Origin of the sequence: Rhodobacter maris (assembly GCF_900217815.1) — a bacterium.
In the GTDB taxonomy this organism is placed as follows: domain Bacteria; phylum Pseudomonadota; class Alphaproteobacteria; order Rhodobacterales; family Rhodobacteraceae; genus Rhodobacter; species Rhodobacter maris.
On the sequence record NZ_OBMT01000001.1, the window covers coordinates 623134 to 647465 of the forward strand.

The 24332-nt window shown below is 66.3% G+C and carries 24 protein-coding genes and 1 tRNA gene; 19 read left to right on the forward strand and 6 right to left on the reverse strand.

Translation table 11 applies throughout. The annotated features are described in order from the left end of the window. Positions 1-51 precede the first annotated feature (51 nt). From CRO22_RS02920 to CRO22_RS02960, 9 genes are all read left to right on the forward strand, one after another. Complete coding sequence (locus tag CRO22_RS02920) at positions 52-870, forward strand: S49 family peptidase (protein ID WP_097068876.1); 819 nt, start codon at positions 52-54, stop codon at positions 868-870. A 7-nt stretch (positions 871-877) separates the two neighbouring features. After that, complete coding sequence (locus CRO22_RS02925; RefSeq protein ID WP_342745154.1) at positions 878-1054, forward strand: hypothetical protein; 177 nt, start codon at positions 878-880, stop codon at positions 1052-1054. Next, positions 1048-2001, forward strand: coding sequence for a calcium/sodium antiporter (locus CRO22_RS02930; protein WP_245860864.1), 954 nt, complete (start codon positions 1048-1050; stop codon positions 1999-2001). The genes CRO22_RS02925 and CRO22_RS02930 overlap by 7 nt, the downstream gene beginning before the upstream one ends. After that, positions 1998-2486 (forward strand): Rossmann-fold NAD(P)-binding domain-containing protein, encoded by a 489-nt coding sequence (locus CRO22_RS02935; RefSeq protein ID WP_097068584.1) that lies wholly within the window; start codon positions 1998-2000, stop codon positions 2484-2486. The genes CRO22_RS02930 and CRO22_RS02935 overlap by 4 nt, the downstream gene beginning before the upstream one ends. A 450-nt stretch (positions 2487-2936) precedes the next feature. Next, on the forward strand, positions 2937-4712 hold the full coding sequence (uvrC, locus tag CRO22_RS02940; protein WP_245860877.1) for an excinuclease ABC subunit UvrC: 1776 nt from the start codon (positions 2937-2939) through the stop codon (positions 4710-4712). Positions 4713-4743: 31 nt separating this feature from the next. Beyond that, on the forward strand, positions 4744-5799 hold the full coding sequence (locus CRO22_RS02945) for a lysine-2,3-aminomutase-like protein (protein WP_097068586.1): 1056 nt from the start codon (positions 4744-4746) through the stop codon (positions 5797-5799). Positions 5800-5848: 49 nt separating this feature from the next. Beyond that, on the forward strand, positions 5849-6478 hold the full coding sequence (gene pgsA, locus CRO22_RS02950) for a CDP-diacylglycerol--glycerol-3-phosphate 3-phosphatidyltransferase (RefSeq protein WP_097068587.1): 630 nt from the start codon (positions 5849-5851) through the stop codon (positions 6476-6478). After that, positions 6471-6719 (forward strand): molybdopterin converting factor subunit 1, encoded by a 249-nt coding sequence (gene moaD / locus CRO22_RS02955; protein ID WP_097068878.1) that lies wholly within the window; start codon positions 6471-6473, stop codon positions 6717-6719. The genes pgsA and moaD overlap by 8 nt, the downstream gene beginning before the upstream one ends. A 2-nt stretch (positions 6720-6721) precedes the next feature. Further along, a complete protein-coding gene (locus CRO22_RS02960) occupies positions 6722-7162 on the forward strand; it encodes a molybdenum cofactor biosynthesis protein MoaE (RefSeq protein WP_097068588.1) in 441 nt (146 codons plus the stop codon). A 105-nt stretch (positions 7163-7267) separates the two neighbouring features. Here CRO22_RS02960 and CRO22_RS02965 read toward each other — a convergent pair whose 3' ends face one another. Then, positions 7268-8314 carry an NAD(P)/FAD-dependent oxidoreductase gene (locus CRO22_RS02965; RefSeq protein ID WP_097068589.1) on the reverse strand — a complete coding sequence of 349 codons (1047 nt, stop codon included), beginning with the start codon at positions 8312-8314 and terminating at the stop codon, positions 7268-7270. A 51-nt stretch (positions 8315-8365) separates the two neighbouring features. Here CRO22_RS02965 and mnmD point away from each other — a divergent pair, with 51 nt between their 5' ends. Beyond that, on the forward strand, positions 8366-9031 hold the full coding sequence (gene mnmD / locus CRO22_RS02970; protein WP_097068590.1) for a tRNA (5-methylaminomethyl-2-thiouridine)(34)-methyltransferase MnmD: 666 nt from the start codon (positions 8366-8368) through the stop codon (positions 9029-9031). After that, a complete protein-coding gene (locus CRO22_RS02975) occupies positions 9028-9906 on the forward strand; it encodes a DMT family transporter (protein WP_097068591.1) in 879 nt (292 codons plus the stop codon). The genes mnmD and CRO22_RS02975 overlap by 4 nt, the downstream gene beginning before the upstream one ends. On the opposite strand, the gene CRO22_RS02980 is transcribed toward CRO22_RS02975, so the two are convergent. Next, the gene (locus tag CRO22_RS02980) at positions 9903-11846 is read right to left on the reverse strand and encodes a lytic transglycosylase domain-containing protein (RefSeq protein ID WP_245860865.1); all 1944 of its coding nucleotides are present in this window, start codon (positions 11844-11846) and stop codon (positions 9903-9905) included. The two genes, CRO22_RS02975 and CRO22_RS02980, sit on opposite strands and share 4 nt — an antisense overlap. A 138-nt stretch (positions 11847-11984) precedes the next feature. On the opposite strand from CRO22_RS02980, the gene dapA reads away from it, so the two are divergent. The 3 genes from dapA to draG all read left to right on the forward strand — a co-directional run bounded on the left by dapA (position 11985) and on the right by draG (position 14675). After that, positions 11985-12857: a 4-hydroxy-tetrahydrodipicolinate synthase gene (gene dapA / locus CRO22_RS02985; protein ID WP_097068592.1), complete on the forward strand. Its 873-nt coding sequence runs from the start codon at positions 11985-11987 to the stop codon at positions 12855-12857. A 137-nt stretch (positions 12858-12994) separates the two neighbouring features. Next, positions 12995-13816 (forward strand): NAD(+)--dinitrogen-reductase ADP-D-ribosyltransferase, encoded by an 822-nt coding sequence (locus CRO22_RS02990; RefSeq protein WP_097068593.1) that lies wholly within the window; start codon positions 12995-12997, stop codon positions 13814-13816. Then, positions 13806-14675, forward strand: coding sequence for an ADP-ribosyl-[dinitrogen reductase] hydrolase (gene draG / locus CRO22_RS02995; RefSeq protein ID WP_245860866.1), 870 nt, complete (start codon positions 13806-13808; stop codon positions 14673-14675). The genes CRO22_RS02990 and draG overlap by 11 nt, the downstream gene beginning before the upstream one ends. Here the strand turns inward: draG and CRO22_RS19120 are convergent. The 4 genes from CRO22_RS19120 to CRO22_RS03015 form a co-directional block, all read right to left on the reverse strand. Further along, a complete protein-coding gene (locus CRO22_RS19120; protein ID WP_176518524.1) occupies positions 14641-15891 on the reverse strand; it encodes a cyclin-dependent kinase inhibitor 3 family protein in 1251 nt (416 codons plus the stop codon). The genes draG and CRO22_RS19120 overlap by 35 nt on opposite strands. Positions 15892-15976: 85 nt before the next feature. Further along, positions 15977-18721 carry a sensor domain-containing protein gene (locus tag CRO22_RS03005; RefSeq protein WP_097068596.1) on the reverse strand — a complete coding sequence of 915 codons (2745 nt, stop codon included), beginning with the start codon at positions 18719-18721 and terminating at the stop codon, positions 15977-15979. Positions 18722-18955: 234 nt separating this feature from the next. Further along, positions 18956-19032 (reverse strand) — tRNA-Arg (locus CRO22_RS03010). Positions 19033-19138: 106 nt separating this feature from the next. Continuing rightward, on the reverse strand, positions 19139-20563 hold the full coding sequence (locus CRO22_RS03015; RefSeq protein ID WP_097068597.1) for a sensor histidine kinase: 1425 nt from the start codon (positions 20561-20563) through the stop codon (positions 19139-19141). Between the two features lie 315 nt (positions 20564-20878). Here CRO22_RS03015 and rpmH point away from each other — a divergent pair, with 315 nt between their 5' ends. The 5 genes from rpmH (at position 20879) to CRO22_RS03040 (ending at position 24318) form a co-directional block, all read left to right on the forward strand. Then, positions 20879-21013 carry a 50S ribosomal protein L34 gene (gene rpmH / locus CRO22_RS03020; RefSeq protein WP_076483939.1) on the forward strand — a complete coding sequence of 45 codons (135 nt, stop codon included), beginning with the start codon at positions 20879-20881 and terminating at the stop codon, positions 21011-21013. A gap of 16 nt (positions 21014-21029) precedes the next feature. Beyond that, a complete protein-coding gene (gene rnpA / locus CRO22_RS03025; RefSeq protein ID WP_097068598.1) occupies positions 21030-21530 on the forward strand; it encodes a ribonuclease P protein component in 501 nt (166 codons plus the stop codon). Beyond that, positions 21527-21799, forward strand: a complete 273-nt coding sequence (gene yidD / locus CRO22_RS03030) for a membrane protein insertion efficiency factor YidD (protein ID WP_097068599.1) — start codon at positions 21527-21529, stop codon at positions 21797-21799. The genes rnpA and yidD overlap by 4 nt, the downstream gene beginning before the upstream one ends. Continuing rightward, positions 21792-22676, forward strand: a complete 885-nt coding sequence (ttcA, locus tag CRO22_RS03035; protein ID WP_097068600.1) for a tRNA 2-thiocytidine(32) synthetase TtcA — start codon at positions 21792-21794, stop codon at positions 22674-22676. The genes yidD and ttcA overlap by 8 nt, the downstream gene beginning before the upstream one ends. Before the next feature lie 76 nt (positions 22677-22752). Then, complete coding sequence (locus tag CRO22_RS03040) at positions 22753-24318, forward strand: GGDEF domain-containing phosphodiesterase (RefSeq protein ID WP_097068601.1); 1566 nt, start codon at positions 22753-22755, stop codon at positions 24316-24318. Positions 24319-24332: the final 14 nt, after the last annotated feature.

A 24332-nucleotide genomic window follows, 5' to 3' on the forward strand; every position in this document is an offset into this window, starting at 1 on the left:
TCGCCTGCGGGGGCGCTTGTCGCCCCGGGACGAAGTGCCTACATGGGCTCCATGACCCTGCCGTCCCTCGCCCTGCCCGCACGTTTCAAACGCCCGCCGAAAGTCGCGGTAATCCGCCTTCATGGCGCGATCGGCGCGGTGCGTCCGGGCGCCTCCGGGCTTTCCGATGCCACGCTTGCGGCGCTGATCGAGCGCGCCTTCACCAAGGGCAAGCCGGTAGCGGTGGCGCTGATCATCAATTCGCCGGGCGGCTCGCCCGTGCAATCCTCGCTGATCGCGGCCCGGATCCGGCAGTTTGCGGAGGAAACCGGCCTGCCTGTCCATGCCTTCGTCGAGGATGTGGCGGCCTCGGGCGGCTACTGGCTCGCCTGTGCTGCCGATGACATCTGGGCCGATCCGGCCTCGATCGTCGGCTCGATCGGGGTAATCTCTGCGGGCTTCGGCTTTGCCGATCTGATCGCCCGCAATGGCATTGAACGGCGCGTCCATACCGCGGGCACGTCCAAAAGCACGCTCGACCCGTTCCGCCCCGAAAAGCCCGAGGATGTGGCCCGGCTCGAAGCGCTCCTCGAAGACATCCATCAGGGCTTCAAGAACTGGGTCAGCACCCGCCGCGGCGACCGGCTCGCGATAGACAAGGATCTTTTCACCGGAGAGTTCTGGACCGGCACGCGCGCGCTTGAGCACGGGCTGATTGACGGGCTCGCCCATCCGCTCCCCAAGCTGCGTGAACTCTATGGCGCGAAGGTGAAGCTCGTCGCTTACGGCCAGCGCCGTTCGCTCCTGCGCCGCTTCGGGCTGAACCTATCGGCCGAAGCGCTGGTCAGCGCCGCCGAGGAACGCGCGCTCTGGGCCCGGTTCGGATTGTGAGAGCTTGATGATCAAGATCATGTCGCTGTTCCTGATCGTGATGGTCGGGCTGGCGCTGTTCGGGCGGTTGCGCCTGCCCCGCCCGAAGCGCGCGCAACGCCATCGCACCTGCCCGCGCTGCGGGCGCCCGCAGATCGGCCCCGGCCCCTGCCCCTGCACAAAATCGGAGACACCCGAGTGCTGATCGACGTCATCAAGATTGCGCTCGGACTGGGGCTTTTGCTCGTCGCGGGGGATGTTCTGGTCAAGGGGGCGGTGGCGCTCGCGCTGCGCCTCGGCATCCCCTCGCTGATCGTCGGGCTCACCGTGGTGGCCTTTGGCACCTCGGCGCCAGAGCTGCTGGTCTCGGTCAATGCCGCACTGGCGGGCCAGCCGGGGATTGCGCTCGGCAATGTAGTTGGCTCCAACATCGTCAACAGCCTCATGATCATTGGTTTGCCGGCGCTGATTTCAGTCATCCATGCGAGCCAGATCGACACGCGGCGCAGCTATGCGATGATGCTCGCGGCCTCGGTTCTGGTGATCGGGCTGGCCTCCATGGGGACGATCGGGCGTTGGCAAGGGCTGGTGTTGCTGGGCGCGATGGTGCTGATCCTCGCCGACAACCTGCGCTCCGCGCGGGCGCATCGCAATGCCCGGGAGGAAGAGGAAGACCTCGGCGACGCGCATATGCCCTGGGCGAAGATCTGCGCGTTCATCCTGATGGGGCTCGTGGGGCTTGCCCTCGGTGCGGATCTCCTTGTCGACGGGGCGGTCGCCGTGGCACGTCTTGCGGGGCTCAGCGAAACCGTGATCGGGCTCACCCTTGTCGCCATCGGCACCTCCCTGCCCGAGCTTGTCACCTCGGTGATGGCGGCGCTGCGCAAACAGGCCGATGTTGCGCTTGGCAATGTGATCGGCTCGAACATCTTCAACATCGCCGCCATCCTTGGCACGACAGCGATCATTGCGCCGATGCCGGTGCCCGCAGAAATGCTGCGCTTCGATCTCTGGGTGATGGTGGCGGCAGCGCTCACGCTTGCGCCCTTCGTCTTCCTGCGCCGCGACATCGGCCGGGTTTCCGGCATGGTGCTGATGGCGGGCTATCTGGTCTACACCGGCTTTTTGCTCGGCGGGACGTTCGGCGCATGACCCTGCTCTGCGTCGACCTGCCCGAGGCTTGGGTCGCGCCTCTGAAAAGCGCCCTTGCACTGGCTGACCTCACAGCCGACACATCCGGCACCGGTCCGGCAGACTTCCTCATTCTGGGGAGCACCGGGGCCGGAGCGGCGGCAGCGCATCTGGCAGCCTTCGCGGAACAGGCGCCCGGGGCCGTGCCGGAAGGGCGCGACCTGCGCGCCCGGGCGCAGGCGATCTGGCTTTGGCCAGAGGTAACCCCCCTTGAGGGCGCGCTGCGACAGGCGGCGCTACGCCATGCTCCCGCTTTGCGGGTGAATGCGATCGCACTCTGCCCGCCCCGTCCACACCCAGAGCCCTGGCAGGCGGCCTGGGCTCCGGCGCAGCGCCCCGGCCCCGCGCTCCCACCTGCGGAGGCGCTGACGCTGGCGCTGGTTTTCCTGCGCGACTCGCCCGCGGTAACCGGTCAGATCCTGCACCTGCAATCGCCTATAAGATGAGTTTCCAACACCTGAAAACACCTTCGTCCGGGCTGGCCGGACCTCAACTTGTCCACCTGGCCGCGAAACGTCAGGAAAGGGTTACAAATCTCTTAATTTTATCAGTGACTTGTCATGGTGAAAATAATTATATCATTGATATCAACAACTTGAAGCATCGCCCAAATATTGTGCAACTCAATGAATTGGTCATGATTCAAGGGAATTTCGGCGCTCGCAAAACTTTCCCAACAAGTTTATCCACAGATTCCGTGGACAGCTTTCCCCTTGAACTTGCAACTGGAAGGTTGCAGCCAGAACGAGAATCACAACGGCGCGATGACAGACTCTGATCCCGTCTCCAGTCCCGCCTGCGAGGGCGGCGCCCCGGCGCAAGAGCCACGGCTCAAAGGGCATGCGCTGATTGCAGATTATGTCACCCGGCTCGATGGTTCGCCCGGCGTTTACCGGATGCTGAATGCGAGCCAGGAGGTGCTTTACGTCGGCAAGGCGCGCAACCTGAAGGCGCGCGTCTCAAACTATGCCCGCCCCTCGGGCCATTCGGCGCGGATCGCGCGAATGATCCACGAAACCGCCTCTATGATGTTCCTGACGACGCGCACCGAGACCGAGGCGCTGCTTCTGGAACAGAACCTGATCAAGCAGCTCAAGCCGCGCTACAACGTGCTTTTGCGCGACGACAAGAGCTTTCCCTATATCCTGATCGCGCAGGATCACCCGTTCCCGATGATCCGCAAGCATCGCGGGGCCCGCAATGTGAAGGGCGCCTATTTCGGCCCCTTCGCCTCGGCCTCGGCGGTAAACCGCACGCTCAACCATCTGGAACGCGCCTTCCAGCTCCGCAACTGCTCCGATGCGATGTTCGGCGCGCGCACACGCCCCTGCCTGCAATACCAGATCAAGCGCTGCTCGGCGCCCTGCACCGGCAAGATTTCCGAGGAGGATTACGCCCGCACCGTCGCCGATGCGCAGCGCTTCCTTGAGGGGAAATCCTCAAGCATCCAGCAGGATTTGGCCGCCGAGATGATGGCTGCCTCCGAGGCGCTCGAATTCGAGCGTGCGGCGGCCTTGCGCGACCGGATCGGCGCGCTCACCACGGTGCAGCAAAGCCAGGGCATCAACCCGCGCGGCGTGGCCGAGGCGGATGTGATCGCGGTGCATATGGAGGGCGGGCAGGCCTGCGTGCAGGTGTTTTTCATCCGCGCGCATCAAAGCTGGGGCAACCACGACTTTTACCCCCGCACCGGGGCGGGGGCAGAAGAGGCCGAGGTGCTCGAGGCCTTCCTTGGCCAGTTCTACGATGCCAAGGAGCCGCCAAAAACGATCCTGCTGTCGCATGCGATCGAGGATGCCGATCTGATGGAGGATCTGCTGGCCACCCGTGCCGGGCACCGGGTCGAGCTTCTGGTCCCCAAGCGCGGCGAAAAGGCGGAACTGGTTGAGAACGCGCTCCGGAATGCGCGCGAAAGCCTTGGCCGCAAAATGTCTGAATCCGCCGCGCAGGCCAAACTGCTCGCGGGCGTGGCCGCGGCCTTTGATCTGCCCGCCCCGCCGCGGCGCATCGAGATCTATGACAACTCCCATATTCAGGGCGCCCATGCTGTCGGCGGCATGGTGGTGGCGGGCCCCGAAGGCCTGATGAAATCGGCCTATCGCAAGTTCAACATCAAGAACACGGAGCTCACCCCGGGCGACGATTTCGGCATGATGAAAGAGGTGCTCACGCGCCGGTTCGAGCGGCTCTTGCGCGAAGACCCGGAGCGCAAGAGCGATGCCTGGCCGGATCTTTTGCTGATTGACGGCGGCGCCGGACAGGTTTCGGCGGTGCAGGAAATCATGGTCGCGCTCGGGGTCGAGGATGTGCCGATGGTGGGCGTGGCCAAGGGCATCGACCGCGACCTCGGCAAGGAGGAATTCCACCGCATCGGCAAGCGCCCGATCGCGCTGCCCCGGCAAGACCCGGTGCTGTATTACATCCAGCGGCTGCGCGACGAGGCGCACCGCTGGGCGATCGGCGCGCATCGCGCCAAGCGCGCCAAGGCGACGATGGCCAACCCGCTCGACGAGATCCCCGGTATCGGCGCCACGCGCAAGCGCGCGCTTCTTGCGCATTTTGGCTCGGCCAAGGCCGTGAGCCGCGCCGGGCAGAATGATCTGATGGAAGTGCCGGGCATTTCCGCCGCGATGGCCGAAACGATCTGGAACTTCTTCAATGACCGGGGTTGACGCAAGCCGCGGCCCAAAGTAGCGCCGCGCCATGACCGCCCTGCCGCCCAAACCCGCGCTGACCCGCCCCGAAGACCTTGTGCACGAGGGCCTCGTTGCCGAGGCGGATCTCGCCGCGCTCGCGCAGGTGGCCGAGAGCTTCCGCATGCGCCTCACCCCCGCGATGCGCGCCGCCATCTCTGCCCCGGGAGACGCGGTCGCGGCACAATTCGTGCCCACGGCGGCGGAGCTCACCACCCGCCCCGAAGAGCTTGTCGACCCGATCGGTGACGACGCCCATGCGCCGGTTCCGGGCCTCACGCATCGCTACCCGGACCGCGCGATCCTGCACATCACCAAAACCTGCGATGTCTATTGCCGGTTCTGCTTTCGTCGTGAGACGGTGGGAGAAACGGGGCCGCTCGCCCCCGCCGCTTTGGATAAAGCCCTCGCCTATATCGCCGCCACTCCGGCCCTGCGCGAGATCATCCTGACGGGCGGCGACCCGCTCACCCTCTCGGCCCGGCGGATCGCGGAGGTGCTTTGCCACCTCTCGGCCATTCCCCACATCACCACGCTGCGCATCCATTCCCGCGTGCCGGTGGTGGCGCCCGAACGCATCACCGAGAGCCTCGCCGGGATTTTGCGCGCCCCGCGCCCTGCGCTCTGGCTCGTGGTGCACACGAACCACGCGCAAGAGCTCACCGCCCCCGCCCGCGCGGCACTCGCCCGGCTGGCCGATGCAGGCGTGCCGCTCCTCTCCCAATCCGTCCTCCTCAAGGGGGTGAACGACACCCCTCAGGCGCTGCGCGCGCTCTTTGGCGCGCTGCAGGACAACCGCGTCAAACCTTACTATCTGCATCATTGTGACCTCGCGCCGGGCACATCGCATTTCCGCACCACCATCGCCGAGGGCCGCGCCCTGATGGCAAGCCTGCGTGGTCCCTTGAGCGGTGCGGCGCTGCCCAGCTATGTGCTCGACATCCCCGGCGGCTTCGGCAAGGTGCCGGTCACGGCCGATCATTTTGCCCCGGGCGCGCAGCCGGGGCTCTGGCGCGTCACCGACTGGCAGGGCCGCGTTCACGATTACGCAGACCCGCAAAGCTGAATCATTTGCCCCCCTTTTCCTTCGCTCCGGGCGGGGATAGGGTGCGCGCATGAGATGGACCCTGCCCAATATCCTCACTGTGCTCAGGCTCCTCGCCGCCCCCGGCGTGGCGGTGATGTTTCTCTATTTCCACCGCCCCTGGGCAGACTGGTTCGCGCTCACCCTCTTCATCGGCGCCGCAATCACCGACTGGTTTGATGGCTATCTGGCCCGCGCCTGGAGCCAGGAAAGCAAGTTCGGCGCGATGCTCGATCCGATCGCCGACAAGGCGATGGTGGTGATCGCGCTTGTCGTCATCACCGGCTATTCCGGCATGAACCCCTGGCTGATCCTGCCCGCCACGGTGATCCTGTTCCGCGAGGTGTTCGTTTCGGGGCTGCGCGAGTTCATTGGCGCCGATGCCGGCAAGCTGAAGGTCACGAAGCTTGCGAAATGGAAGACCACGGCGCAGATGGTGGCGATTGCCACCCTCTTTCTCGGCACCGGGCTCGATTACCTCGCCAAGGGCCGCGCGCCGCGCGCGGGCGAGGGCGACCTGCCGCAAGGCCTCAGCCTCGCCGACATGGCCAACCATCTCGGGCTCGCGTTGATCTGGGTCGCGGCAATCCTCACGGCAATCACCGGCTGGGATTATTTCCGCAAGGCGCTCCCTTTCCTGCGCGAGCCGCATGATGGTTGATCTGCTCTATTTCGCCTGGCTGCGCGAACGGGTGGGGGTGGCGCGCGAAAGCGTCGAGACCTCCGCCGTCTCGGTCGCCGATCTCGTGGAGGAGCTGAAGGCCCGCGACCCGCGCTATGCGGCGGCCTTTGCCGATACCTCCGTTGTGCGCGTCGCGCTCGATCAGGATCTGGCCGATTTCTCCGCCCCGCTCGCGGGCGTCAAAGAGATTGCCTTCTTCCCGCCAATGACGGGAGGCTGAGGATGCGGATCTCGGTGCAGGAAGCGGTTTTCGACCCCGGTGCAGAGCTTTCGGGCTTTGGCGCGGGGCGGGCGGACGTGGGCGGCGTGGTGAGCTTCACCGGGCTCGTGCGCGATGATACCGGCACGCTTGAAGCGCTCGAGATCGAGCATTACCCGGGCATGACGGAACGCGCGATCACCGCGATGGTGGAAGAGGCGATCAGCCGCTGGGAGCTCGCCGATGCGCTCGTTATCCACCGCTACGGGCGGCTTGACGTGGGCGCGCCGATCATGATGGTCGCCACCGCTGCACGCCACCGCGTGGCCGCTTTCGAAGCGGCCGAATTTCTGATGGATTACCTGAAATCCCGCGCCCCCTTCTGGAAGAAGGAAGTGACGCGCGCGGGGGAGAGCTGGGTCGCGGCCAAGGACGCCGACGAAGAGGCCCTCAAGCGCTGGTAGCGGCCAGAACCTCAAACAGAGGCCGGATCTTCCCTTCGACTTTGTGCAAATATCCCAGGGGGTCCGGGGGAGGATCCCCCGGCCGTCCTCGAACCCCGCGCGCGCTCAGAGACAATCTTCGACGCGGAAGCCTTCCGGGATCGCATCGACGCCGTCGAGCACCAGATCTGCCATGACCACGGCCACTTTCGGCGCCATGCCGAAGCCGATCTTGAAGCCGCCGTTGACGATATAATGCCCCGCGCGCCCCGGCCAGGCGCCGAGCATGGGCGAGAGCGAGGCCGCGCGCGGGCGCACATTCGCCCAGCGCTCCACCACCTCGGCCCCGGCGAGCGCGGGCACGAGCGCGCGGGCCCGCGCGATCACATCCTCAAGCTGGGCATCGGTGCTGGTCGGGTCGGTGTATTCCCGCTCGGCGGTCGAGCCCACGCCGACCGTGCCATCGGCATGGGGCACAACCAGAACCCCCTCGGCAAAGATCTGCGGCACCGGCCCGGCATCATGCGCAAGGATCGCCGATTGCCCTTTCACGCCACTGCCCACCGGCTTGCCGAAGGCGGCGTTCAGCGCTTCGAGCCCGGCGAGCCCCGTTGCATGGAGCACCGGGCCGCGCTCTTCCGCCTCCCCCAGGATCACCTCGCCCCCCAGCGCCTCGATCGCGGCGACGAGCGCCGCGCCCGCGCGCCGCGGCGAGGCCCGGCCCGAGAGCGTGTCGTGGATCACGAGGCCCGTGGGCGAGACCGGGGCGAAGGCGCCAAACTCCTCGACCTTCGCGATGCGCCAGAGAAACTCTGGCCCCCAGTTCTCGGCCGCATCTTTCGCGCGCGCCTCGGCGAGCGCAATTCCCGCTTCCTTCGCAATGGGTTGCAGCCGGCCCACGCGCGCAAAGCCCGCATCGACGCTGCCCGCCGCCTTCACCGCGTCCCAGAACGCGCCCGACATCACGAGGCTTTCGAACTGGAACTGCTTCTTGGCGTTCCACTGGTCGGGCACATGCGGCGAGAGCATCCCCACCGTGCCGCCCGAGGCCCCCGCGCCAATCCGCGCGCGTTCGATCAGCCGCACCTTCATGCCCCGTTTGGCGAGTTCGTAGCCGCAGGCCAGCCCGAACACGCCGCCACCGCGCACCGTTACCCAGTCACCCCTTGCCATTGCGCGTTCCTTTCGTCAGTGTCGCCCGGTATTCCCTTGGCACTACCCCCGATGACCTCCCCAGACCAGAGCCCAGCCGCGCTCGCTTGGCGCGACGGATCGACGCCCGTTTCGACGCGCTTCGACGACCCCTATTTCAGCCTTGCCGGCGGGCTGGCCGAAACCCGCCATGTCTTTCTTGCCGGCAATGATCTGCCCGCGCGGCTCTGCCCCGGATTTCATATTGCCGAACTTGGTTTCGGCACCGGGCTGAACCTGATCGCCACTGCGCTCGCGACCGATCTGCCGATCCGGTTCACAAGCTTTGAGGCGTTCCCGATGTCGGGGGCAGAGATGGCGCGCGCGCTCGCCGCCTTCCCCGAGGCAGAGGCGCTCGCAGCCCCCCTCGCCGCCGCCATGCTGCGCAGCGAAACTCGGTTCATGCTGGGCAGCCTCTCGGTCGAACTGATCCTTGGCGATGTGCGCGAAACCCTGCCGCGCTGGGGCGAGACGGCGGATGCCTGGTATCTCGATGGCTTCTCGCCCGCCAAAAACCCGGAGATGTGGGGCGAGGATCTGATGGCCGAGGTCGGGCGCCATACCGCGCCCGGAGGCACTTTTGCCACCTATACCGCTGCGGGCTTCGTGCGCCGGGGCCTCGCAAGCGCGGGTTTCACGGTCACCCGCGCACCGGGCCATGCCGGAAAGCGCCACATGAGCCGGGGGAGCCGCGCATGAGCGCCGTTCAAAACACCGGCCGCGGCATCTGGCTGATGGTGCTCACCACCTTCATCTTCGCGATGCAGGACGGCATCTCGCGCCATCTTTCGGGCGCCTATAACGTCTATATGGTAGTGACGGTCCGCTACTGGTTCTTTGCCCTTTTCACGCTCACGCTGGCCTTGCGCAGCGAGGGCGGGCTGCGCCGCGCGCTCGCCACCCGCCAGCCGGTGATCCATATTATCCGCGCACTCCTCCTGATCGGCGAGATCGTGATTCTCGTGCAGGCCTTCGTGCTGATCGGGCTGATCGAGAGCCATGCGGTGTTTGCCGCCTATCCGCTCCTTGTTGCCGCGCTCTCCGGCCCGGTTTTGGGCGAAAAGGTCGGCTGGCGGCGCTGGGGGGCAATCGGCATCGGTTTTGCGGGCATCATGATCATCCTCGAACCCGGTGTGGGCGTGTTCCGCCCCGAGGCGGCGATCCCGCTTTTCTGCGCGCTTCTCTTCGCGCTTTACTCGCTGCTCACGCGCTATGCGGCACGGCAAGACCCGGCCTCGGTCTCGTTCTACTGGACCGGGCTCATTGGCGCGCTCGTGATGACGCCGCTCGGGCTGTGGTTCTGGGAGCCGATGGCGGGAATTGACTGGCTCTGGATGGGCGCGCTCTGCCTCAGCGCCGCCACCGCGCATTTCTTGCTGATCCGCGCCTACGAGATCGCCGAGGCCTCTGCGATCCAGCCCTTCGCCTATCTGCAACTGGTCTGGGCGGCGGGGCTCGGCATTCTCGTCTTTGACGATGTGCTGCGCCCCAATGTGGCGATGGGCGCAGGTGTCGTGGTCTGCGCCGGGCTGTTCACGCTCTGGCGCGCCCGCGCCCGCCAGAAGGCGCGTTAGCGCCCGCGCAGCTCGGCGGTGAAGCGCACCGGCCCGGCATCGGGCCGCCCCAGCCGCGCGCGGTAGACGGGCAGGCTCTCGGCCACCCGCATCACGTAATTCCGGGTCTCGTCAAACGGGATCATCTCGACCCAGTCGACCACATCGACCGAAGCCTGCCGCGGGTCGCCCCGCTCCGCGATCCAGCGCCGCGGCCGCCCCGGCCCGGCATTGTAGCCCGCCGCGATCAGCACCGGCGAAGTGCCGAATTCCTCTTCGAGCTGGGCCAGATAAGCGGTGCCAAGCCGCACGTTGTAGCTTGAATCGGTGGTCAGGCGCGCAAGATCGTAAGCCACGCCCTCGCGCGCGGCCATCATCTTTGCCGTGCCGGGCATGAGCTGCATCATGCCGCGCGCGCCGACATGGCTGACCACCGCCGGGTCAAATTCGCTCTCGCGCCGGGCAATCGAGAGTGCAAGCTCCTCGGGCACTTCAAAGCCTTCGGGGTTGAGCACCGGGAGCGGATAATAGGCGCGCATCAACACCGTGCCCGCCGCCGTTGCGCGCTTGCCGAGGCTGAGCGTCAGATGCGGATTGCCCCAGTCTTCGGCGAGCTTGGCGAGCGGTGCGATCTCGCTTGCGGGCAGGCTTTCTTCCAGATGCAGGATGAAGCGCTCGGCCAAAGCCGTCTCTCCCGCCGCCTGCAAGAGTGCGGCGGCCTGAAACACCGGCTCGGCAGTGAAATTCTGTCCCTTCCAGTCCGGCAGCGGCGGCGGCGCGGCAAAAGCGGCATCATAGGGCGCGTCGATCTCTTCCGCGCACAAAAGCCCGTAATAGGCGGTCTGGAATTTTGCGCCCTCGGCATAGGCGCTCTTCGCCTCGCCCCCCCGGCCCAGCCCTTCGAGCGCGCGCCCACGCCAGTAGGCGGCGCGGGATTTCGAGATCGGGCTCGTCACATGGGCGTTGAAGGTCTCGAAATGCTCCAGCGCCGTCGGCGCATCGCCAAGCTTGAGCGCGGCATAGCCCGCAAGCCATTCCAGCTCGATCCAGTCCGCGCCGCCCGGGTCGAGCCGGTGGCGGGCCGCGAGCTTGTAGGCGAGCCGCGGATCGCCCGCCCGCAAAAAGAACCGCACCAGCCGCTGGCGCAGATCGCCCCAGGCTTCAGCATCGCCCAGGGCCTCGGCCGAGGTCGAGAAATCAAGCATCAGCTCCGCCGCAGCGGGTTCGAGATCGTTGCGCCAGCGCCACCAGGCGCGGTCGCGCGCAAGGCCGGACGAGCCCAGCATGTATTCCGGCACCGCCGCCACAAGAGCATCGACACCGGCGGAACGCGCCTGCAGCGCAATCCGCGCCTCGGCCACCGCGCGGGTGCCGGGCGTCACAAGGGGCAGCATCGCGCGCGCCTGATCGAGCGCGCCCGCATCAAGCATCGTCTGCATCCGCCCGCCGTGATGGGGCGCAACGAGATCGGCATGATCTGAGAGAAAAACCGCTTGCTCCTCGGGGGTCAGCGTCAGGTTGCGCCAGGCAGCCTCGGCCACCTGCGCCGCCTGCGCAGGCGCGCCCTGCGCCTGAAAGGCGGCGACAAGCGCGAGCGCGCCGGTCCCGGTTTGCGGTGCCGCACCCCGGAAGTAGGAAATCACCGCGGCGGGTGGCACCCCCCCGAGCGTCGCCTCGCCCTTGCGGCGCAACAGATCCATCCCCGGCCAGTCGGCGCGGCGGGCGGAGAAATCGGCGTAATCGGCAAAGCTGCCCTCGCCCGCCCGCAGCCGTTCCCATGCGATGATGTCGAAGGCGAGAGGCCCCGAGGCGCGCGCCTCGGTGATTGCGCCGGTCCAGTTCGCGCGGTCGGCGGCCGCAAGCGCCCGGGCAAGCGCGACCGGGTCATCGGCGCGGGCCATGGGCGGCAGAAAGGCGAGAATTGCAGCCCAGAGGGCCGCAACGGCTTGGTGTCGGATCATGGGTCTGCTCGGTGTTTTTCCCTTCCTGCCTGCTCGGTGTCACGGTTGCAATTCACAAGTTGGCAAGATCGACAGCCTCGCCTATGGTCCGCGCAATTTTGCAACCGGGCGATTCAGCCCCAGCTTCAGGAGCGTGTCATGTTCAAAGGGTCTTTCCCCGCACTCGTCACGCCGTTCACGAACGGCGCCGTCGATTGGGCGACGCTCAAGAAGCTTGTCGAATGGCATATTGCCGAGGGCAGCAACGGGATTGTGCCCGTCGGCACGACCGGGGAGAGCCCGACCTTGAGCCACGAGGAGCATAACGAAGTGGTGCGCGTGGTGGTGGAAACCGCCGCCGGTCGCGTGCCGGTGATTGCAGGTGCGGGCTCGAACGCCACCGCCGAGGGGATCGAGCTCATTCGCCACGCCGCGGAAAACGGCGCCGATGCGGCACTCGTGGTGACGCCTTACTACAACAAGCCGACCCAGCGCGGCATGGTGGCGCATTTCAAAGCCATGCATGACGCCTGCGACCTGCCGATCATCATCTACAACATCCCGGGCCGGTCCGTGGTGGACATGTTGCCCGAAACGATGGGCGAAGTGGCCAAGCTGCCGCGCGTGATCGGCGTGAAAGATGCCACGGGCGATCTGAGCCGGGTGGCGAAACAACGCATGACCTGCGGCGCCGATTTCATCCAGCTTTCGGGCGAGGATGCGACGGCGGTGGGCTTTAACGCGATGGGGGGCGTGGGCTGCATTTCGGTCACCGCCAACGTTGCGCCAAAGCTTTGCGCCGAGATGCAGGCCGCGACGCTCGCGGGCGATTACGCCAAGGCGCTTGCCTATCAGGATCAGCTCCTGCCGCTCCATATCGCCATTTTCCTCGAGCCCGGCGTGGCGGGCGCGAAATATGCGATGTCGAGGCTCGGGCTTTGCAGCGCCGAGGTGCGGCTGCCGCTCACCGAGCTGACCGACGCCACAAAGGCCGCGATCGATGCGGCGATGGCGCATGCCGAGCTGATCTGAGCGCGCGCGAAACACCACCGTTGCGGGGGGCTCTGCCCCCCGTTTTCGTCCCGAAAACGCCCCCCGAGATATTTGTCGCAAGATGAAAGCCACGCGGCCCCTTCACAGCAGGGCCGGGCTGTCGCATCATCGCGCCGATGGTCGACACGGTTGCGCAGCACAGGGAGGGCATCGGGCACTCTGCCAATATGGTGGGGCGGCCCGCGGGTTGGCTTGCGAGCTGCGGCTTCAACGAGGCCCCCGAGGCGTTGCACATTCCGGGTGTGCGCGAGATGAACCCGGCGCTTTTCACTATGCTCGATCAGGCCGAAAGCGGCGCCGAGGCGGGCGAAGCCTTCCTGAGCTACATGCAGGCAATGTTCGGCATCGACCCCGAGCAGCAGGAGGTGCCGGGCGGCAAGCGGCCGTTCCGCTCCTCCTTCCTCCGGCTTCTGCAGGGCTGGGCCTTTGACAGCAACGGCCCCGAGGGCGCCGTGTTGAAGGGCTGGGTGGAAAGCCGGTTCGGCATTGCCCCCAACTTCCACAAGGAGATCCTTGAGGGCGTCGCCAGCCCCGCCTGGCAGGACTATGTGCGCGAGCGGATGCAGAGCGCCTTTCATGGCAATGCGATCCTGCCCCAGCTCGATCTGCTTTACGAATTCGCGCAATGGGCGGGGCCGCGGTTCGGCTTTCCGGGGCGGCAGCATCTGACGCTTTATCGCGGCGTCAATGCGCTGGAAAACCACGCGATCCTCGAGCGGATCGGCAAGCGCGAGGCGGTGATGCGGCTCAACAATCTGGTCTCTTTCTCGGCCGCGCGCGAGGTGGCCGATTGCTTTGGCGACAAGATCCTGACAACCGAGGTGCCGCTCGCCAAGGTGCTCTCCTATCCCGGGTTCCTGCCCTCGCGGCTGCTGCATGGCGAGCGCGAGATCCTTGCCATCGGCGGCGCCTATCAGGTGCGCTTCGATGATGTCTGAGCGCGAGGACCGGGCACTTGCGGCCTATCTCGGCCTTGCGCTTGGCGATGCGCTTGGCGCCACCACCGAATTCATGACGGCGCGCGAGATTGCGGCGCAGATCGGCCAGCACCGGGAGATCACCGGCGGCGGCTGGCTCCGGCTCGCGCCGGGCGCGGTGACGGATGACACGCAGATGTCGCTCGCGCTCGGGCGCTCGCTGATCCGTGCGGGCGGGTTCGACGCGCAGGATCTCTGCGCGGAATTTGCTGCCTGGCTCGCAACGAAACCCGCAGACGTCGGCGGCACCTGCCGGCGCGGCATCCGGCGATTTTTGCGCGATGGCTCGGTGGCGGGGCCGGTGGCGGAAGATGATGCGGGCAATGGCGCGGCGATGCGGGTGCTGCCCGTGGCGCTCGCCACGCTCGCCCGCCCGGAAGTGCTGGAGGACTGGACGCTGGGTCAGGCGCATGTCACCCACAATCATCCGCTTTCCGATGCCGCCTGCCTGATGCTGGTGCGCGCGAGCCATGCCCTGATCGCGGGCGCGGGCAAGGCGGGGCTGCGGCGCGAGGCGGAGGCGCTCGTCGCCGCGCATCGTCCGTTCCGCTTCGCGCCCTATCGCGGGCATTGCTCGGCCTATGTGGTCGAGACGCTGCAGACGGTGCTGCACCATCTCCTCGCCGCCGAGAGCTTCGAGGAAGCGGTGGTGGCGGTCGTCAATCAGGGCGGCGATGCCGATACCACGGGAGCGCTCACCGGCATGCTCGCCGGCGCGCTCTGGGGGCTGGAGGCGCTGCCGCTGCGCTGGCTCGAAGTGCTCGACGCACAGGTGCAGGACGAGATCACTGATCAGGTGCCGCAGCTTCTGGCGCTGTGAACCGCGCCGCCTGCCGCGCCATGTCGGCCTTGCGCGCAATCAGCTTCGTTGCAAGCGTCTCGCGCCCGCCCACCTCGGAGACCACCCGCGCAATCGCGGCATCAGGAAGCCGGGTCACCACCGCAATCGCCGCCGCCAGATCTGCGGGGCGCATCGGCCCGAACAGCGCCACCGCATGGGGGTTGTCGGGGTCGGTGCGCAGCCGGTCGATCTCGCCCACCTCCCTACCGAACGCCGCCCCCTTCGGGTCGCCCTGGGCACGGAACGACAGCGCGCCGCCGACATCGAGCGTCGTCACCTCGTCATGGATCAGCCCCTGATTGTCTCCGAGCGCCCCCGCCGCATCCCAGTTGGCAAGCCAGCAATGCACCCCGAACCAGCCGCGCGCCGCCTGCCGCTCCGCCTCCGTCAGCTTGGCCACACAGCTTTTGTCGACCGGGACGAAGAGTGTCGCCACCTGATCGGGCGCAGCGGCTGGCAGATAGGTCAGCACCGGCGCCCCCGCAAGCCGGTAGAGCGCGGCGGCGAGATATTCGTTTTGCGCATGGGCCGGGCTCTCGAGTTCTTTCACGTAATAGCGCCGCCCCGCGCGGTCTTCCCAGATTGCGCCCGGATTGGTGCCGAGCCGCCCCCCCACGCGCGCCATCTCCGAAGTATCGATTGCCAGCGGCTCAAGCACTCTCTCGGTGCGTTTCACAAGCGCGAGTTGCCCGGGCGTTTCGATCGCGCCCGGACGCACGCTGCGCACGGCGCGGATCGCCTGCGCGGGCTCCATGCCGAGTTCCGCCAGGAGCCGCGCCGCGATCATGCCCGCGCGCCCGAGCCCGCCCTTGCAATGCACGACGACATCCTGCCCGGCGCGGAGCGCATCGCGCAGGGCCCGCCCCTCCCCCGCCCAGCGCGCCTCGAAGAGGGCCGAGGGCACCGAGTAATCAGCAATCGGCAGATGCCGCCAGACGAGGCCGCGCGATTGCGCCGCGGCGCCAAGCCCCGGCACCTTCAGCGCGACAAGCTCGGCGGGCTCCACAAGCGTCACCAGAACCCGCGCCCCCCAACCGGCAATCGCATCGAGATCGAGGTCAAGATCGCGCGCCCAGGCGCCCGAATAGGCGGCGCGGTCGTGCTTGCCGGGGCAGAAGGTGAGGCCGATCCGGCCAAGGCCGGGCCCCGGCACCACTTCGGCAATCTGCAACGGATGGGTCTTGGAATTGCGCATCGGCCCGCCTTTCGCATCTGCTCCGGGCATCAGGGGAGCACGAAGGCCGCCCCCAGGCAACACTCTCAGGTCGCCGTCGGCTGCATCACCTTGCCGCGCGGCACTGGCTTTCTGGGACCGGCCCTTGTTGCAGATAGTTTTCGAGGAAGACTTCGGGCGAGACCGGGCGGCCGAAATGGTAGCCCTGACCAATATCGCATCCCTGCGCGGCAAGCCAGTCAACCTGCGCCTGCGTGTTCACGCCCTCGGCTACGCTGCGCAGCCCGAGCGCCTGCGCCATCGCAAGCGTGGCGCGCACGATCGCATCGGAAGCCCCATCGTCAAGCCCGAGCCGCGAGATGAAACTCTGGTCGATCTTGATCTCCTTGAGGCGCAATTGCTGCAAATAGCTCATCGACGAATAACCGGTGCCGAAATCATCAGCGGAGAGCTCGTACCCCTCGGCCAGCAGCAGCTCGATACTGCCGCGCGCCTCCGATTGCGGGTCGATCACCGCGCCCTCGGTCAGCTCGAACTGCACGGTTTCCGGGCTCAGCCCGGCCGCTTTCGCATGCGCGAGCACATCGGCGCCGAACCCCGATTGCCGCAGGCTCTCGGGGGAGAGGTTGATCGCGACATGAAGCGCAAGGCCACGGCGACGCAACTCCTCAAGGAAAGTGCCGACCATGTCGATCACCAGAAGGTCGATGGCGCGGATCAATCCGGTCTTCTCCGCCACCGGCATGAAATCCGCCGGGCCGATGCCTGCCAGATCGGCATCGGAACAGCGCACCAGCGCCTCTGCCCCCGCGATCTGCGCGGGATTGTTGAGGCAGACTTTCGGTTGCAGCACCAGTTCAAAGGCCCGGTCGCGGATTGCCCGCTGCAGCGATTGCCCGATCAGCGCCTCGCGAGCCATCCGGTCGCGCAGCGCCGCGGTAAAGCGCACGGCGCGATTGCCGCCGAGAGCCTTGGCCTCATACATTGCCAGATCAGCGTTGAGCCAGAGTTCCTCCTCGTTCATCGCATCCATCGGGAAAAGCGAAACCCCGATCGAGGCGCGCAGAAAAACCGGCTGCCCCTCCAGATCGAAGGGCGTGTCGAAGGCTGCCGCAAGCGTTGCGGTGAGGGCCTGCACCTCCTCGGCCATGCCGAGCCTGTCCAGCAGGCTGAATTCCTCGGCGCCAACGCGGGCAAGCACCTGCGCGCCGCTGCGCAGGCGCTCAAGCCGCTCGGCGATCAGGCAGATCAGCCGATCACCGAGCACCGGACCGAAGCGGTCCTTGACCTGCTGGAACTGGTCGATGGCAAGAAAAGCCTGCACCACCAGGCCGGAGTCCCGGCGCGCCTCGGCCAGCGCGGCGCTCGCATGGGCGCCAAAAAGGCTGCGGTTCGGAAGCCCCGTCAACGGGTCGTGACGCGCAGCGTAACGTGCCTCTTCGGCGGCCAGGGCCAGGCGGCGCTCGTCGATCAGCCGTTGCGTGATGTCGGAGACCGAACAGACGATCTGCGCCACGCCACCGCGCGGCGTCATCGGCGCGGCATTGACCGAGATCACCCGCTCGGTCCCGTCGGAAAGCGGCAGTGTCAGTCGCAAATCGCGCAGCACCTCGCCGCCCTGCAAGACCCGTTCGATCGGAAACCCTGTGGGCCCATCGCCCTCTCCACTCGAGCGTGACCGCCAGCCCAGCGCGGCCTGATCCCGCCCGACCAGCCCGCGGCCGTCGGTATCGAGGATCTGTTGCGCCTCCAGATTGGCAAAGACGATGGTGCCCTCGGCATTGATCGAGAGAATGCCCGAGACCGAGGTCTCGGTCAGGCGCTGAAGAAAATCACTTTTCTCGTGCAATGCCGCCTTGAGCGCCTTGCGCTGCGAAATATCCATATGCACGCCCGAAAGCACGAGCGCCTCGCCGGTTTCGTCGGTTTCGACCGCCTTGCCACGCGACAGGATCCAGACCCAGTGGCCGTCCTTGTGCCGCATCCGGAATTCGCTGGTGAAATAATAATCCCGACTGGCGAATTTGTAGGCGTGGACCGGCGTCAGATCGCGCAGGTCGTCGGGATGCACGAGCGCGCGCCAGTCGTCGATCACCTGAGGGTTCAGCTCCTCAAGGGAGTATCCGAGCATCTCGGCCCAGCGCGCATTCACCGTCAGACGGTTCGTGTGCAGATTGTGGCGCCAGGTGCCCAGTTCCCCCCCCGCGATCACATCCTCAAGTGCCTGCCTGGCATTTTGCAGATCGGTAACATCGAAGGCGACGCCAGAGACCGAATCCGGACAGCCGGGCAGGCGGCTTTCCGGATCGGGCACGGTCTTGATCCAGCGCCAGTTGTCGTCCTTGTCGCGGATCCGGAAGGTCAGCGGCGCAAGCTCCCCCTCGCCGGAGACGATCGCATCGACGAGCCGCTGATGCGCATCACGGAAATCGGGATGGATCCGCGTTTGCACCGTATCCACATCTCCCAGAATTTCGATCGCAGCTCCCACATCGCGAAAGGGATTGCCGTTCAGGGTGACAACGAGTTCACCCGCAGCATCGCGTTCCGTGCGCCAGGCGGCCCCTCCGGCGGCGCGCAGCGCTCCGGCGAGGCGGTTGCGGGCAACCCGGACATCGGTCAGAAGCTGGTCGAGCCGCACCCAGACCCGGCTCAGCAGAACCCAGAGCAGGAGCGCGCTCAGAAGCAGCACGCTCATCCCCTTCACTGTCTGCAACGCCTTGTATTCCGACGCATCGGGAACGATGAGCTCGAGCAGGCTGTCGCTGACGATGATATAGAGGGTCGTGAGTGCCGCATAAGCTACGGCAACACCGAATGCCGCCGCTTTCGGGCCCTTCCACTGAGACATCCGTTACCCCCGGGCGCTACGGCGCATGACGTCTGGATGCGCAGCGCAATCACACTTACCTGTCTGACAAGTAATCGCTTCTGCGGATCGATTCGGCCAGATCAATATGCAGTTGATTTTCATAGTATTATGTCGGGTGCGGAGGGAACCCGCAGCCAGCACGGCAGCTTCTGCCATACCATCTTGCCGTCAGCCCATACCACTTTTGCAGGTGGCGGGAAGGAATTTGGGAAGTGGCGGACCCGGAGCGATTCGAACGCCCGACCCTCAGATTCGTAGTCTGATGCTCTATCCAGCTGAGCTACGGGTCCACTGTGGGGGGCGATGTAGCCTCGCCCCGAGAGCAATGCAAGCGGGAAATGCCCGCAATCGCAAAGTTTCTGCGACATCCCCCGACCCCGGCCCGGTTCGCCGCGGTCAATGCGCTGCGGGCGCGCCTTCCAGCGCCAGCGCACAAGGCAGTATCAGGCGGAATTCGGTGCCGGTTTCATCAGAGCGCACAACTTCGAGCCGACCGCCATGCCCGCGCACGAGCTCGGCCGAAATCGCAAGGCCAAGCCCGGTGCCGCCCTTTTTGGAGGTGCCGGAGAACGGTTGGAACAGCCGTTCGCGCAGTTTTGCGGGCAGACCGGGTCCGGTGTCCTGCACCCGGATCCACCAGCCCGCCTCGCCGTCCGCTGCGCTCATCTCCCCCGCGCCAAACTCGATCGTCCCGGGCTTGCCCGTCGCCTCGATCGCCTGCCGGGCGTTGCGCGCAAGATTGGACAGCACCCGGTAAAGCTGCTCGCGGTCGGCCTGGATTTCCAGATCCGGTGGCAGATCGATGACAAAATCCACCTGAGCGGCCTGTGCCGGGATCGCCTCACTTTCGACCACCTCGGCAATCAGCCCGGCCAGATCGAAAGGCGCGAGCCGCGGTGGCGGCTCCTCGGCCCGGCCGAAGGCCAGCGTCGTTTCGCAGAGATTCACCGCACGACCGATCGAGCCCATCAACTTGGGCGCGGCGCGGCGCACCGCAGGGTCGTCTGAATCCTCCATCCGATCGGCAAAAAGCTGTGCCGTGGTCAGGATGTTGCGCAGGTCGTGGCTGATCTTTGCCACCGCTTGCCCAAGCTGGGCGAGCCGTTCCTTTTGCCGCAGGGCTGCGGTGAGCTGCAGCTGCATCGAGGCCAGCGCCTCTTCGGCGATGCGCAACTCCTCGATCCGGGCCTGCGGCGCGATGATCGTGCGTGCATCCTCGGGCGCATCTGCATAGGCTGCCATATGCGCCACGACCCGCTTGATCGGCACCACCATCAGCCGCCGCACGAGGAAAAACAGCAGCAGCGCCGTCAGCACCGAGACCACGGCTGAAAGGGTGAGCAGCCGCAGCCCGTATTCGATCATCTCAAGGCGCATCGGTGCCGTGGCGAGCGTGACCTCGATCACCAGCCCACCTTTCTGCACCGGATCGCCAATCACCCGGATCACGTGATCCTCGGGGTCGGCAAGCACGGCGAGCGCATCGCGCATGAGCTTCCAGAACGGTTCCTCGCGCAGGTCATAGGTGGCGGCGATGGGCTGCGGGATGGGGGAGGACAGCACCAGTTGCCGCGCCGCATCGCGCCGCAACACCACGTTGTAGACGCCGGCATTGTCGAGCAGTTCCTGCTCCAGATCGGGCTCGATCATCGTATCGGTGGTGAGCAGGGCGAGCGAGGCGATCTGCGCCCGCTCAAGCCGGGTCAGCAGGTAATCCTCGCGAAAATTGGCAAGGCCCGGCAGCAGGATGAGCACTTCGGCCAACACGACGAAAACCGTCGTGAGCACCAGAAATCGCCCCGAGAGTGTGTTGACCTTCATCCTGTCCCAATATGGCGGGCCGTCCGCCGGGGGGCCCCTTCGATCCCCCACCGAGTTCTTCGGCGTTTTTATGGAATACCAAAGCATTCCGGGAATAAATAGGCTCACATCCGCGTGGGCGGAAGGGTGCCGATGCGGCTTTTTGCAACGACAGGGCGAGTGCCGCCTATGGCGCACCCGGATGTATGAAAAAACCCGCAAGGGAGAATTGACTTGTGCAGACGATGCCCCTAAAGACCGGGCTTCGAATGCAGGGGAAGCCGAATCCGGCAGGGTTCAGGGTGTCCCACCGATGAGACAACCGGAGTAACCGCGATGAAACGCACCTACCAGCCGTCGAAACTCGTGCGCGCCCGCCGCCACGGCTTCCGCGCCCGCATGGCGACCAAAGGCGGCCGCAAAGTCCTCAATGCCCGCCGCGCGAAGGGCCGCAAGGTTCTGTCGGCGTAAGGCATCGGCCTGAAACATGACACCGCCGGAGGCTCCTGCGACTGACCGCGATGGTCGGAGTGCGGGAAGCGCCCCGGCGGTTTCCGTTTGTCCGCCCGCATCCCCGGCACCGCGAATCGCGGTGCTGCGGGTGCGGGCGGATTTTTTGCGGGCCGCGTCGGCGCAGCGCCTCGCCTTGCCGGGGTTCCTGTTGCAGGCGCGCCAGCGCGGTGCGGCGGAGGCCCCGCCCGCAGATATTATCCGCATCGGCTTTACCTGTTCGAAGAAGATCGGCAATGCCGTCGCCCGCAACCGCGCCAAGCGGCGGTTGCGCGAGGTGGCGCGGCTTGGCCTGCCCGAGCTTGGCCTGCCCGGCTGGGATTACGTGCTGGTTGGCCGCCCCGAGGCAACGGCAAGCCGCCCCTTCTCCGAGTTGCAGAGTGATTTTGCCAAGGCGATCCGTGACATCCACGCCGGGCGCAGCCTGAAACCCCGCCCGCCGCAGCCCGGCCAGAAGGGCCGCCGGAGGGGAAAATGACGCCGCTCGCCTATGTCTTTTCGCTGCCGGTTCGGTTTTACCGGCTCGTTCTTTCCCCCTGGCTCGGCAATGGCTGCCGCTATCAGCCGACCTGCTCGGTCTATGCGCTTGAGGCGCTTGAACGGCATGGCGCGCTCAAGGGCGGCTGGCTTGCGGCGAAGCGTCTTTTGAGCTGCCACCCCTGGGGCGGGCATGGCTATGACCCGGTGCCCGGCGCCGACCCCGCCCATGACGCAGGCTGCCGCTGCAAGGGCCACGCAGATGTTTGACGAAGACGAGGCCGCGCTGCCGCCGCTTTTGACGGGCGCACCGTCAACGACCGAATTCAAAAAGCTGCGCAAGCGGCTGTTGCGCGAAACCCGCGAGGCGCTCGAGACCTATGGCATGGTCACACCCGGCGCGCGCTGGCTTGTCTGCCTGTCCGGCGGCAAGGACAGCTTCACGCTTCTTGCGGTGCTCACCGAACTCAAATGGCGCGGGCTCTTGCCGGTTGAGCTGCTCGCCTGCAACCTCGATCAGGGCCAGCCCGGCTTTCCGGCCACGGTGCTGCCCGAATTCCTCACCCGGATGGGGATCGAGCACCGGATCGAGTATCAGGACACCTATTCGGTGGTGAAGGAAAAGATCCCCGAGGGGCAGACCTATTGCAGCCTCTGCTCGCGGCTGCGCCGGGGCAACCTGTACCGAATCGCCCGCGAGGAGGGCTGTTCGGCCGTGGTGCTCGGCCATCACCGCGACGACATCCTCGAAACCTTCTTTATGAACCTCTTTCATGGCGGGCGGCTCGCCACGATGCCGCCGAAGCTCGTGAACGAGGAAGGCGATCTTTTCGTCTACCGCCCGCTCGCCTTCGTCGCCGAGGCCGATTGCGACCGTTACGCCAAGGCGATGCACTACCCGATCATCCCCTGCAATCTCTGCGGCAGCCAGGACGGGCTTCAGCGCGTGCAGGTGAAACAGATCCTCGACGGCTGGGAGGCGCGCAGCCCCGGCCGCCGTCAGGTGATGTTCCGCGCGCTGATGAATGTGCGCCCCTCGCATCTGGCCGACCCGCGGGTGTTCGATTTCGCCGGGCTCGGGCTCGGCCAAACCAGCATTGTTTCGGATTTGAGCGAAAACATTCCCAACTTGCACGACCTTTCTTAACCGCTCGCTGACCAAACCCGCCTAGCTTGAGCCGCGATGGAAGGGGGGTCCCTTCGCCGCTGCATCGAGGGCCGAGATGACAAAATCCCGGGCACAAAAACGTGCCAGACCGTTCATGTTCCGTCGCGCCGAAGGCAAGAAACGGACCGGACCGATCCTGTTGCGTCGCGAGATGGTGGCATTTCTGCCTGCCGCGGGGTTGGCGGGGCTCTGGTTCGGGCTCGATGGCTTCGTGCTGGTGGGAATCACCGCGCTGATCGTCGCCTGGATGAGCCGCCCGATGGCCTCTGCGGACGATCCTGAAGACGGGATCGAAGCGCCGCCGGTGCCGCAACGCGCCGAAGCGGAGCTGATGCTCGACGAAACAATCCGGGAAGCGCTCGATTCCGCGCGCGGCACCGCTTGCCTGATCGTCGGCCTCGATGATGCCGAGACGCTGCGCAACCAGATGAGCCGCCCCGAATTCGACGAATTCCTCAAAGCCTTCGGGGAACGCATTCGCGGCGTGCTCCGTAATTCCGACCGAATCGCCCTGCTCGAGCGCGAGCGTTACGCGGCGATTCTGACGCCGACCCAACGCCCCGATCTGGAAAGCATGATCCAGCTTTCGGCGCGGTTGCAGGCGGCTTGTGATGCGCCTTTCTCGATTTCGGCGCGCTCGATCAACATCACGAGCCATGTCGGCTTCTGCCTTCTCAGCCGCGCGCCCGAACACAGCGGCAAGGCGTTTCTTGCCGCCGCCGAAGCCGCTGCCGACGAGGCACGCCGCAACGGGCCGGGCGCGATCCGCGCCTTCACACACGAGATCCGTCAGGCCGCCAAAGCACAGGGCGCGCTTGCAGAAGCAATCGGCCCGGCACTGGAAGAGGGCCGGATCGTCGCCTATTTCCAACCGCAGATCTGCACCGACACCGGCGCGGTCTCAGGCATGCAGGCCGCCCCGCGCTGGCTCGACCGGGAACGCGGCGTTCTGGGCGAGGCGGAGATCGCCCCTGCCATCGAGGCGGCCGGGCTGCAGATGCGCCTCAACGAGGTGATGCTGTTTCAATGTTTCAATGCCTTGCGCGACTGGGAACAACTCCCGGTTCCGCCTGGCCCGGTCTCGCTGGCCCTCGACATGGCGCATGTCGCCGATCCGCGGCTCTTCGACCGGCTGAAATGGGAATTCGACCGTTTCGACATCGCGCCCGAACGCACCCGGCTCGTGCTGCATCAGGATGTGACAGCAAAACTCGATGACGAGGTGATCGGGCGCAATGTCTCGCAATGCGCCAAGTTCGGCTGCCGGATCGAGCTGGCAGGCTTTGGCACCGGGCCGGTCTCGGTGGCGGCGCTGCGTCGCACCGGCGCCGAGCGCATCCGCATTCACCGCTCTTTTGTCACCCATGTCGACCGCGACCCGGAGCAGCAACGCCTCGTGGCCGCCATCGTCTCCTTTGCCGAGGGCTTGGGCTTGCAGACTGTCGCCGATGGCGTGACGACGATTGGCGAGCATGCGATGCTTGCGCAGCTCGGCTGCAACCATGTGCAAGGCAAGGCAATCTCCCAGCCGCTGCCGCTTGAGGAAAGCGGGGCCTGGCTCGCGCGCCACGACACCCGGCTCTCCCGGGCGCCGCGCAAGGACGGCCGCCGCGGAGCCTGAGAGCGTGCCGAAAG